Origin of the sequence: Clostridium sp. UBA6640 (assembly GCF_002455975.1) — a bacterium.
Lineage (GTDB): Bacteria > Bacillota > Clostridia > Clostridiales > Clostridiaceae > Clostridium_J.
This window is the reverse complement of sequence record NZ_DKLM01000063.1, coordinates 26,560-39,004: the sequence shown is the minus strand read 5'-3', so window position 1 is coordinate 39,004 and position 12,445 is coordinate 26,560. Positions and strand designations below refer to the sequence as shown.

10 protein-coding genes and 1 pseudogene are annotated in these 12,445 nt (G+C 28.2%); 9 read left to right on the top strand and 2 right to left on the bottom strand.

What is annotated here, in order from left to right:
- Window positions 1–467, top strand: a pseudogene (locus B2W91_RS06785) (carbamate kinase); the annotation flags it as partial.
- A gap of 324 nt (window positions 468–791) precedes the next feature.
- Window positions 792–2,411, top strand: coding sequence for a PucR family transcriptional regulator (locus B2W91_RS06780; RefSeq protein ID WP_291579632.1), 1,620 nt, complete (start codon window positions 792–794; stop codon window positions 2,409–2,411).
- 196 nt (window positions 2,412–2,607) lie between these two features.
- On the opposite strand, the gene B2W91_RS06775 is transcribed toward B2W91_RS06780, so the two are convergent.
- Window positions 2,608–3,486 carry an alpha/beta hydrolase gene (locus B2W91_RS06775; RefSeq protein WP_291579631.1) on the bottom strand — a complete coding sequence of 293 codons (879 nt, stop codon included), beginning with the start codon at window positions 3,484–3,486 and terminating at the stop codon, window positions 2,608–2,610.
- A gap of 717 nt (window positions 3,487–4,203) precedes the next feature.
- Here B2W91_RS06775 and B2W91_RS06770 point away from each other — a divergent pair.
- Both B2W91_RS06770 and B2W91_RS06765 read left to right on the top strand, forming a co-directional pair.
- A complete protein-coding gene (locus B2W91_RS06770) occupies window positions 4,204–5,619 on the top strand; it encodes an MBOAT family O-acyltransferase (RefSeq protein ID WP_291579630.1) in 1,416 nt (471 codons plus the stop codon).
- Between the two features lie 15 nt (window positions 5,620–5,634).
- Window positions 5,635–7,032, top strand: a complete 1,398-nt coding sequence (locus tag B2W91_RS06765; RefSeq protein WP_291579627.1) for an alginate O-acetyltransferase — start codon at window positions 5,635–5,637, stop codon at window positions 7,030–7,032.
- Window positions 7,033–7,270: 238 nt separating this feature from the next.
- Here the strand turns inward: B2W91_RS06765 and B2W91_RS06760 are convergent, their stop codons facing one another.
- The gene (locus tag B2W91_RS06760) at window positions 7,271–7,765 is read right to left on the bottom strand and encodes a hypothetical protein (RefSeq protein WP_291579625.1); all 495 of its coding nucleotides are present in this window, start codon (window positions 7,763–7,765) and stop codon (window positions 7,271–7,273) included.
- Window positions 7,766–8,020: 255 nt separating this feature from the next.
- Between B2W91_RS06760 and B2W91_RS06755 the strand changes: the two genes are divergently transcribed.
- From B2W91_RS06755 to B2W91_RS06735, 5 genes are all read left to right on the top strand, one after another.
- Window positions 8,021–9,151 (top strand): zinc-dependent alcohol dehydrogenase, encoded by a 1,131-nt coding sequence (locus B2W91_RS06755; RefSeq protein ID WP_291579623.1) that lies wholly within the window; start codon window positions 8,021–8,023, stop codon window positions 9,149–9,151.
- Between the two features lie 472 nt (window positions 9,152–9,623).
- Entirely contained in the window at window positions 9,624–10,151 is a 528-nt protein-coding gene (locus tag B2W91_RS06750) for a YcxB family protein (protein WP_291579621.1), read from the top strand.
- A 416-nt stretch (window positions 10,152–10,567) separates the two neighbouring features.
- Window positions 10,568–11,263 carry an HAD family hydrolase gene (locus tag B2W91_RS06745; RefSeq protein WP_291579619.1) on the top strand — a complete coding sequence of 232 codons (696 nt, stop codon included), beginning with the start codon at window positions 10,568–10,570 and terminating at the stop codon, window positions 11,261–11,263.
- 53 nt (window positions 11,264–11,316) lie between these two features.
- Window positions 11,317–11,481 (top strand): hypothetical protein, encoded by a 165-nt coding sequence (locus B2W91_RS06740; RefSeq protein ID WP_291579618.1) that lies wholly within the window; start codon window positions 11,317–11,319, stop codon window positions 11,479–11,481.
- Between the two features lie 107 nt (window positions 11,482–11,588).
- On the top strand, window positions 11,589–12,164 hold the full coding sequence (locus B2W91_RS06735; RefSeq protein ID WP_291579616.1) for a glycerol-3-phosphate responsive antiterminator: 576 nt from the start codon (window positions 11,589–11,591) through the stop codon (window positions 12,162–12,164).
- The last annotated feature ends 281 nt before the right edge of the window (window positions 12,165–12,445 follow it).

Below are 12,445 nucleotides of genomic sequence, written 5' to 3'. Positions count from 1 at the left end.
GAGTAGTTGCATCACCTAAACCTGAAAAAATAATAGAAGTAGAATCAATAAAAACATTGATAAATAACGATACTGTAGTAATTACAGTAGGCGGCGGTGGAATACCTGTAGTTGAGCTAGAAGATAAAAGCCTTAAGGGAGTAGCTGCAGTAATAGATAAGGATTTTGCATCAGAAAAATTAGCAGAGGATATTGATGCAGATGAGCTTATTATATTAACAGGTGTTGATAGGGTTGCAATAAATTTTGGTAAACCAAATCAAATAAATTTAGATAAATTGACAGTAGAAGATGCTAAAAGATATATTGAGGAAGGATACTTTGCTAATGGAAGTATGCTTCCTAAGGTTGAAGCAGCTTTAAAATTTGCTGAATCTAAAAAAGGTAGAAAAGCAATTATTGCTTCACTGGACAAGGCAAAGTTAGCATTAAGAGGTGAAAGTGGGACTATTATAACCTTAGATTAATACTACTAAGTTTATAATGAAGATTAATTTAAAAAATATAAATTTTATAGTGGTTTTGAAAGAATACTATCTCCATTTAATCTTTCAATAACATAATAAAGCATCACGCTCTTGGGAGTTGTGATGCTTTTATTTAGCTGAAATTTTTACTTTAAAAAATTTAAATAGCATAGATTACTTAATTGGCAAATTGGCAGTGTATGCTATAATATACCTAATAGTTGTGTGATTTAAAGTTTGTATAACCTTAGAAGTTATGATATTCTAATGAAAAATACATATAATATTTATAGTGATTTACAGGAACTCAATAGGAGGGGTTAGATGACAATTTTTGAATTATTGAACTTGACTAAATTAAAAGTAATTAATACAAAAGCTGATTTATACAGAGAAGTAGAAACAATAGAGTCAACAGAAACTCCAGATGTAACGACCTACCTACCCAAAAACACTTTACTTATTACAACAGCTATGGTATATAAAGACAACCAAGATGAGCTTTGTAAACTTATTTATAAATTAAATGATTTACCCTGTGCAGCATTGGCAATCAAATTAGGTCGTTTTATTGATGAATTAGATGAAAAAGTTATCAAGATCGCAGATAAGCTAGGATTTCCTCTTTTACAAATTCCTATGGAAGCTACATTAGGAGAAGTTTATCAAAAGGTGCTTTCTCATTTATGGAACATTCAAAACAAGGAGATACTTCATGCATTGAACACTCAAAAAAAGTTCTCCAATCTTCTTTTTCAGGGTGAATCAGCAGAAATGTTGTTAAATAATTTAAGTATTATCTTAAAAAAGTCAGTTTTACTTATAGACCCCCTTGGAAATATTATGGGAAGCAATTATGATTGCACAGAAGAAAATATAGAAACAGCAAAAGAATTATTTTTCTCTCTTTCATTATATAAAAGGCAATCAAGTACAGTGCAACATTGTATTGACACAAAGAATAAAAAAGAGAGAATATCCATTTATCCTTATCATGTTTTTGATAAAAATTCTTGCTATCTTTTTATTTTTGATTCAGAGTCATTGTCTGCTGATACTTCCGCTTTAGTGATAGAACAGGTACTACTTGCATTTGAATTTTTATTATATAAAAACCTATGTATTTCCTATAATAAATTAAAAGATGATGAGAGGTTCCTGCTATTTCTATTAAATAAACATAAAAGTGATAATTTGATTTCACAACAGTTATTAACCATTGGAAAAGCACATGGTTTAAAGCTTAGCAAGTTCTATTATGTTATTTTAGTAACCTTGGAATCCTTTAAAAATAATAAGTTTCATGTTGATAAGTTCTCACATCGTGAACAAAAGTATATTTTTATTTATGAATGGTTAGAAAAAGAATTGTTTAAGGAATATCGTAATAATGTAATTTTGCTGCCAGAAATTAAAAATTACAGATATGTATTTTTAGTTCAAGGTAATGCAGATGATTTAACAGAAAAACTTAGATATTATCATGATAAACTTAAGACAATGTTACAAGTGAAGGTTAGCTTTTCATACGGAAATAGAATGTCAGAAATAGAAGCAATAAAATACTCTTATTTTGAAGCTTTAGAAAGTTATAAGAGTGGAGAAGAAAGAAATAATATTTCTTATATTAAATACTATAAAACTAAAAATGCTGCGGAACTACTAAAAACACTTTCTAGAGATCAGGTAGAAGGATTTTGTCTTTATAATTTAAGAACATTAGCGTATCCAGAGAATATGAGGACCTTAGAACTTAGAAACACCTTAAAGACTTATTTAGAATTGAAATGTAATATTACAGAAACTTCAAATAAGATGTTTATTCATAGAAATACGGTAAAATATAGAATAAAAAAATGTGAAGAGATTCTCGAAAGGGAAATAGATGACTCTGATTTTATCTTTCAACTACAATTGAGTCTGATTTTAACAGAAGATAAATAAGAGATTACTTTTTGTACATAGAATACCATAAGTTATACCCGTGGTTTTAAAAGGCTTTTAGTTATTAGTATAAAAAAATAATACCTCCCATGTAAGGAAATAGGTTTGTCCGTCATAACCAACAAAGGAGGTATATTCAAAATGAATAATACTAATTTAATACGCAGTAAGTGAATTTATAAATATTATATAGTGCTTAATTTATTTCGTTCATAAAGTATAAGGATTCCTCTATTAGAGATATGGTATCCTCACAGGTAGTGTCCTTGTCAAAATCATGTGCTTTAGCAGAAGCTACAAATAGATGAGATTTAGGTAGCAAAGAAGATAAAATTTGAGATTCTGCAAAAGGTACATCTGTATCATGAAAACTATGAGCAAGGAAGACGGGAGGATAGCAATTAAAATCTGTTAATTTTTTTAATGAGTATAAATTATAAAAATCCTCTATAGAATCATCAGTGAGCATATGTATCCATTTTCCTGTTTGACGAGCATACACATATAAGCTGTATCGTGTATCAAGTAAGCCTTCTGCTATTTCACCTTTCTTGCACATAGAGGTGATTGTGTCCTTATCTACAGCAGGAAATTGCGAATAATAGGGACTTGGCTCATTATACCAGGAATCCTTAGCAAAGGTATAGCCATAATAAGAAAGAATTCCAATTGGCTTCTCTGGTAAATCCATCCTTGGAGCAAGAAGGCATAAGTATGCACCAGCAGACCTTCCCCATAAGAAATAAGGGCAGTTAGAATTAAATAAATCTGTACGGTTATTTAAATACCATATAATAGCATCTTTGAGGTCATCTAGGATATTAGGTAGCTTAGTAGCTGGAGCTAAGCGATAGTCAAAGGCAAGGATAGAGTATCCAGCATCACAAAAGCTATTAATATGATATTCTGGAAGGTCCGTTCTTTTTCCGTATAGTAATCCCCCACCATGAAAATATAAAAGTGTTGCACGGGTTGTTTTTTGTGTGCTTCGATATAGTGTAGTATGTAATTCGATATTTGTTTTTTTGTAGGAGAATGTCTCCAATGATATTTTGTTTAAATTCGTAGAATGCAAAAGAATACCTCCATATTAAAATGAGAACATTTAGAAACTTAATCTTTTGTATTTTCTCATTTTTTATTAAATTTTTAGATTCTTAATTTGTTTCAAAACGACTCAATTCTTTGTAGAATATATAAAGAAATTTTGGGTAAAATCGCTACCCTATACAATCAAATTGAAATTGATTTTTTATTTCTATACAAAGGTTTATAGCTATAAATATAAAAAAATCCTTCTTCGTATTAAACTAAATTTAGATTAGTCACTACATTACAATAAAAGAGCTTATTCAAAGGTATGAAAACGTATAATCAAAGTTTAGCATACAGTAAATTGAATTGCAAATATCAGAGAAATAGCGGAATTTAATACATAATAGTACGTTATTGAAAATTTATTATTTAGGAGGTAATAAAGATATAATATCGTTAGAAGTTATAAATAATTTAGTAGATGTAGAACTATAGTTCAAACAAATAAGAGTATCTAGAATGAGAATATCTATTGTAAACTTTCTATAGGGAAAATATTAAAAATTATGAATATTTATGCATTATTTTGCAGAATAAAGGAATTAAAGATAAATCTCTTAAATAATGATTATATTGGCTTAATAACAATATTTTCACGTACTCAAAACAAAGCTTCAGTATTGACATATATGGTATAATGAACAAAATGGTTACAACTTGGTTACAACTTAATTATTTTAATACAAGGAGGAAAAGCATGGTATTTAGTTCTCAAATATTCATTTTTGTATTTTTACCAATAACTTTGTTAATTTATTATACCCTAGGGAATCTTTTTTCCAGTAAGCTCTTAAAAAACTTTGTATCTCTTTTTACAAGTTTATTATTTTATGCTTGGGGAGGAATAGAGAATCTACCATTATTAGGGATATGTATTTTAATAAATTATATATTTGGGCTACTTATTGATAAGTTAAAAGATGAGAAAAAATTAAAAAAGATTGTTTTAATAATAGGTATAATATTAAATTTAAGTTTACTTTTTTATTATAAATATTATGGATTTGCAATAGAAAATATTAATAGTATTTTCAATACTGGTTTTCAATACAAGGAAATTATATTACCTATAGGGATTTCATTTTTTACATTCCAAGGTATGTCATACATAATTGATATATATAGAAATGATGCAAAGGTTAATAAAAATATTTTTTCTGTTGCCTTATATGTATCATTTTTCCCACAACTAATAGCAGGTCCTATTGTAAAATATAAGGATATAGATAATCAAATAAGAGAAAGAAAAGAAACTATTGAACAGTTTAGTTATGGTATTGAAAGATTTGTTATAGGGCTAGCAAAAAAGGTAATTATTGCTGATACTGTAGCTATGATAGCTGATAGAATATTTTCAGTTTCAAGTGCAGGAATTGATCAACCTACAGCATGGCTAGGAGCTATTTGTTATACTTTTCAAATATACTTTGATTTTTCAGGATATTCGGATATGGCTATTGGACTCGGACATTTATTTGGCTTTAGATTTATGGAGAACTTTAATTATCCATATATATCAAAATCCATAACGGAATTTTGGAGAAGATGGCACATATCTTTATCTACTTGGTTTAGAGAATATCTTTACATACCATTGGGTGGAAATAGGACAGGCAATACATATGTAAATCTTTTTATTGTTTTTTTAGTTACAGGCTTATGGCATGGAGCTTCATGGAATTTTGTTGCATGGGGAATATGGCATGGTGCATTTATAATCATTGAAAAACTTATAAATAAAAAAACATGGTATGTAAAAACTCCATCTTTTATAAAAAGAACAATTACTATGTTTATTGTTATATTAGGATGGGTATTATTTAGGGCTAATGGCTTAATGGAGGCTATAGGTTATTTATCAATAATGTTTGGGATAAATAAGGCTGCAACAGCTACCTTTGAGTTTAGTTACTTTGTTAATAAAACATTAGTTTTTTGGATGTTTATATCAATTATAGGTTCTCTTCCAATAGTTCATAACATATTTAAATCCTATGAAGATAAAAAAGCATTTCAGATAGCAAAAACAGTGCTTATTGGAGTTTTATTAATTATTGCAATAATATTTATAGTTAATTCAACATATAGTCCATTTATTTACTTTCAATTTTAAAGGAGGTGTTAGTGTATGAAAAAAATACATCTTTCTAGAATAGTTATATTTGTTTTTATTATTGTATTACCTATATTTAGTATGAATTTAAAACCTAATCAAGTTTCAAGTATAGATAATAGAAAACTTATTGATTCTTCAGAGATATTTTCACAAGGTAATATTAATGAAAATGTAGAAAGTTACATAGAAGATCGTATAGGATTTAGAACTGAAATGGTTAATGTATACACTAAAGGGATGGATTTGCTGTTTGATGAAATGATACATCCAAGCTATCAGTACGGAAAAGATGGATATATTTTTTCGAAATTACGTGAAAATCCACTTGATAAAGAGTTTCAAGAAGTCTATTCTGATTTTATCTTAAATTTTCAAAATTACTGTATAGATAGAGATATAAAATTTTTATATTCCCTTGAACCTGGCAAAACAGCTATATACTCAGAGTTTTTACCAGATGGGTATAATTATGATAATAAAAATACTGACTATCTTTTAAGTCTTCTTAAAGATAAAAATGTTAATTATTTATATACCGGACAAGCTTTAATGGATGCTAAAAATTCTAAAGAAGTTTTTGATAAAAAATATGATGCCAATCATTGGAATGAAACTGGAGCCACTATTGGAATTTCATCTATAATAGATAGATTACGTGATTTAGATTCAACAGTAGATAAGTTTGATATCAATAAATTTGAATCAGTAGAGTATACAAATACAACTCTTCCAGCTTCATATTTTTCTATAAATGAAAAAACAACACATTATAACTTAAAAGAAGATAATTCTATACCAGTTACTGATTTTAATAATGAGATTAAGATATCTGAACAATTTAGAAATTTTACCCATTATAAAAATCCTAACAATAAAGACGCACCTAAGATACTTATTTTTGCTGGAAGTTACTTTCAAGGAAGAGATAAGTTTCTTACGGAGAATTTTTCAGAGTTAATTAGAATACATAACTACCACAATGTAGTTGATTATGATTATTATATAAATATTTTTAATCCAGATATAGTTTTATTTGAGTCTACAGAATATACTCATACAAATTATTATTTCCCTGTAGATAAAATGAAAAACTCTACTTATAATAAGAACTTTAAAGATTATTCTAATCTTTTAGAAAGTAAGTTTGTATCTATAAAAGATAATACTTTTAAAAAATCAGATACTAACTTAACAAATTTCTCCATTCCTATAGAAGGAGAAAGGGCATCTTATGCTTATGCTGATATTTCAAACAGAATGTTAGATTGTAGAATAAGTGATGCCAATGGAGTGCAAAGTATTGAATTTTCTATACCAACTTCAGAAATAGAAAATTTAAATGAATTTAATTTATATTTAATTTCTGAAGATGAAAGTGAATTTGCAAAAATTCCTTTAAAATTAAACTAATTATTTATCTTTTAGTTTAAACAATATTAACAAAATAATAAAAGAGCTTATTGCTTTTAAGTGATACGATTTAAAAAAGCTTTTAACATGTATAAAGTAACATGTTAAAAGCCTTTTGAGGTTTTAAATATTAGAGAATTTCTCTACAGTCTGAACTAATTCCGTTTAAAAATGACAAAAGCCAAATATGAAAAATAAGTAAATTTATGAGATAAAAGAGAAATAGCTTTTTTTCAAACTATGAGCACATAACAATAACTTTAAATGGTGTGGTTTGAGCTGGTATACTCTTTGTAGTAACACCATATGCAACAATTAGGTTTCGATTTGCAGGGTTTCTAGTAAATCTTTGATTATTTTCCAATACTATTGGAGTATTTTGGTCAATATTTAATTTTAGTTGGTTATCGCTACTTACTAGCTCACTGTTAAAATGATCTACTTTCACATTTTGGTGTTCTGTATCTTTTGCCATAACAATTGCTCTAAACTGTGGTGGGAAAATTAGGGGAACAGGTGCATTTGCATCATAAAATCCAGTTACCATATCTCCTACTGTTACCATTACATGATCTACAAAATAAGTAGATGGTGATACAACGAAATTTACTAAATTCCCCGAGTCGTCTTCTACAGACATTAATTTATAACACCCTAGCCCTTCTCCACTTGCATTTATCGAAAAATCATCAATCATGATAATGGTGCCATGAAAGGATTTGAAACTTTTCATTTTACTCTTCCACTCCTATTTTAACTACTATATAACATATTATTGATTATTGGGAATTTATGTTACTATTTAATACAAAAACTTTAATATTATTTTTTTTAGGAGAGTTAACAAATAGGCAGAACTAAGGGGATTTGTAAGTTTACTTAGTATTTACAAGCAATAATTTTAAAATACTTTATAGATAAACTTCTCATATGCTATTTTTATAATTTTAGGGAAAAATATAATAGAGTACATTTGAGGAGGTTTGTAATGAAGGCATTAACATATCAAGGTATAAGTGATGTTAAAGTGAAAAATGTGAAAGATCCTATTATTGAGAAAGAGGACGATATAATAGTAAGGGTTACATCAACAGCAATTTGTGGTTCAGATTTGCATTTATTACATGGAATGATACCGAGTACCCCTAAAGATTATGTCTTAGGTCATGAAACAATGGGCATTGTGGAGGAAGTGGGGAAAGGTGTAACTAAAGTGAAAAAAGATGATAGGATAATAGTTCCTTTTCCTATATCTTGTGGTCACTGCTGGTATTGTGAACATGACTTATGGAGTCAATGTGATAATTCAAATCCAAATGGAGAAATTGGAGCTGTATTTGGATATAGCGATATTTTAGGTGGGTATAATGGAGGGCAGGCAGAATTTTTAAGGGTTCCTTATGCAAATGTTGGACCTGTAATTGTCCCAGAGGAACTTACAGATGAAGATGTACTATTTTTAACGGATATACTTCCAACTTCCTACTGGGGAGTGGAAAATGGCGATGTTAAGCATGGAGATACTGTTGTGATATTAGGCTGTGGCCCAGTAGGACTTCTATCACAAAAATGGGCAGCTTATATGGGAGCTAAAAGGATAATAGCTGTAGACCATGTAGATTATAGACTTAAACATGCAGATAAATATAATGGAGTAGAAACGGTTAATCTAAAAGATCATGATAACGTAGGTGAGTATATTAAAGAGATAACCAATGGTGGCGCTGATGTTGTAGTTGACTGTGTTGGGATGGATGGTAAAATGACTATGATCGAAAAAGTAGAGACACTTTTAAGACTACAAGGTGGTTCAAAGTCTGCAATTGAAATAGCTACTCAAGCTGTAAGAAAAGGTGGAACTGTATCATTAGTAGGAGTTTATGGAGCAAGGTACAATGCTTTTCCTCTTGGAGATTTTTTTTCAAGAAATATTACGCTTAAGATGGGACAGTGTCCAGTTCACTCTTATGTTGACCCTATATTAAAGCTTATAAAAGAAAATAAATTTGATGCAAAAGACATTATAACTCATAGATTATCATTAGATAAAGCGGAATATGGATATAAAATTTTCGATGAAAAAGATGATGAGTGTATAAAGGTAATTTTGAAACCATAAAATCATAGATAAATTAGCATAGAACTCTGCCCTTTATTATTTTCCAATGCTTTTTAGAAAATAATAGAGGGCTTTTGTTTAGTAGGGGACGGTTCATAAATAAAGAGAGATTTAAAACAAGTTTATAAAGCAAAGATTATCAATTGATAAGGAAATGAGTGGATTGAGTAAAGACTTTAACAATACTATTCATTTTTGCACTGTTAAGATTACCATTTGAAGTTTTATTATGAAATTTATTGAAGAAAAGTATTATAATGATATAATCTAGAAAGACGGCATATCCTAGTAGTTAAAGAAATGGATAAAGGGGAAAGTTTGATGAGAAAATACTATTATTGGCAAAATGATTTAGTAAGATTAAGGGCTTGGAGTGAAGAGGAGTGGAAATAGGATTGTCATGTGAATTTTATATTTTTAGCAAAGCTTTAAGTTAAAGAAATAATATAAATTATTAAACTGAGGTGTAGATATGGAGGATAAACTATTTACAGTGAAAACTGGCATGAGAAAAGAAGACTATCGTAAGTTTTTATATATAGCAACATTTCTAAGAAGCAAAATAATAATCCCTTTTATATTTGGACTATCTGCTTTAATGGCTGTATATCTTTCTTATAGTGAAAATCAATTAAATATAATGGAATTTTTTATAAGCTGGATTTTATTAGCAGTTGTTGCAGCTGGTGTAATAATTTTAAAGGTTGAAAGAAAAAACAAACAAAGAATAAAAACAGATAAGACAGGAGCATTTAATTCAGAAGAGATATTAGATTTTTATGAAGAGTTTTTAATCATAAAAAGCACAGTATTTGAGGGAGAAGGTAAGATTAAATATATTCAATTTTATCAGGTACTAGAGTCAAAGGATTATTTTATAAACTATTTTAATGTAAACCAAGCAACTTTAATAAGGAAGAAAGATATGGATGAGGAAACTTGTGATAAGCTAAGGGAGCTATATAAAAAGAATATGGGAGATAAGTATAGAAAGATTTAATAATTATACTTTTTATATATGAACAGGAAGATGATGTTATGAGGAGAGAAAGTATTTTCATAAACAAAGGGATCTTTCTAGTGAATCCATTGGTAGGGCAGATGGTTGTACAACTATTTTTATCAGTGATTCAAGTGAAAATTACAATCAAAAAAACAAATGGTATAAAATATTAGAAGAGTGCAAAAAAACTGACCATGCCAAAAGTACATAGGATTACAGGTGATGAATTAAAGCAACACTTGATGGATGAGGTTGTGCTTTGGAGGGGCGTTACTTAGGAAGATATTGATAACTGTATGACAATTTTTATAGAGTATGTTGCTACAATGCAGGATAAGAGAAAAATATATTTACAAAAAATACTAATAATAAATAGTTATCTAATTTTAATTAAATTAATGGGAGAGTTTATAATGGAGATGAATGGGATTAAAGCAATTATATTTGATTCAGGTCGTACCTTAAATGTACCTAGAACAGGACATTGGTTTATTACGCCTAATTTTTTTAATATTATTGGGAGTTCAAATTTTGCTTGTACAGAAGAAAAATTAGATGAAGCAATGGGAAAAGCTTTTGAGCATATTAATAAAATTCTGCTAGTAGAAACAGAAGAAGATGAGTTCTATATGTTTAAAGAGTTTTATGAAATTGTACTAAAGGAAATTGATTATCCAAATATTAATAATGAAATTGTAGAACTTTTAGCTGAGGATAATGTTTATAATGATGAGAAATTTTTATTCTTTGATGACGTAGAACCAGCATTAATTAAGCTAAAAGAAAAGTATTTATTAGGAGTAGTTTCAGATACTTGGCCATCATTAGAAAGAGTATTTAACAACAAAAATTTAAAACAGTATTTTTCAACTTTTATAATGTCATCTATTTACGGTTCATATAAAGCTGAAAAGACCTTATTTAAAATAGCCATTGAAGAATTAGGAATAAAACCACAGGAAGCAATATTTGTTGATGATAGCGAATCAAATCTTGTAGCTGCTGAGGAGTTTGGTATGATTCCAATACTAATTGATAGGTATGATACAGAAGATCTTAAAAGTAAATATCCTATAATTAAGTCATTAAATGAATTATTGAAGTCATAAAATTATTTAGATCATAAAGAATTGCGGAAGATGGAAGTGAAATTGCAAAGCTATTGTTAAATAAGTCTGAAGAAGCAAAATCTTTAAAGAAAATTATAGCCATAATAGATCCTAAAAATATAGCATCAAAGAAAATACTATTAAAGAATAATTTTATTTCAGAAAAAATATGTGAAATTGACGGGCTTCCAGGTGAAATACTTAGTAGGACAATATAAAAATAAAATTATAAAAATCAAATATTCTGAAAATTAGTTGACAAGACAGCAAAAAAAACTTATTATGTTAGTAAAGAAATGAAGCTAAAAGTAAAGGTGGTAATTAGGTGTTTGAAGATAATAAAAAATTCAACATAATTCCATCCATAAGAAGAATCAAGGAACTAGAATATTCTCTAAAACTTAGTAATGAGTATATATTATTAAGTGATGTACATATTGGAAATTTAAAAGGATTAGTTGATTTATGTCACAAATCTAATAAATATGCAGTAGTTAATATGGACTTAATAAGTGGACTAGCTTTAGATAAGGTTGGCATAAGCTTGTTAAAAAATTTATATAAAGTAGATATAGTAATTGGATCTAATGTATCTAAAATTAATATGGCAAAGAGTATAGGGATGAAAGTTATTCATAGGGTAATTCTCATGGATTCTAAATCTTTAGATTCAGCCTTTAAGTCAATAGAGAGCTCTAAAGCAGATGCCATAGAGGTTATACCTTCTTATTATGGAATTAAATTTGCAGAGGACATAAAACAAATTAGGGATGTGCCTTTGGTTTTAGGTGGATTTATAGATGATGCTGACATAATAAGAACAGCTTATGGTAAAGGCTTTTGGGGTGTTACAGTCAGCAATAAAGAAATGTGGAATATAAATTTACAACAAAATATATAGTTGGATAGTGAATTTGAATCCTGCTTAAAAGCTATTGAAAAATAGCGCTTTAAGCAGGATTTTTATATTTTTATAGAAGAGGAGGGAGGAATAATATATATATAGATGTATCACTCTTAAATTTAATCTGTGTACTTATAACATTGTGTTAACTTATTCCTTTTAAAAGTGGCAAGTCGCTTTTATTAAAAATCTATTAAAGAAATTATTTTACATAAAATAATTTCAATCATAATTGTGCATTGTAAACTGCGAATTGTGTATTAATCTAAGTTGTGAAT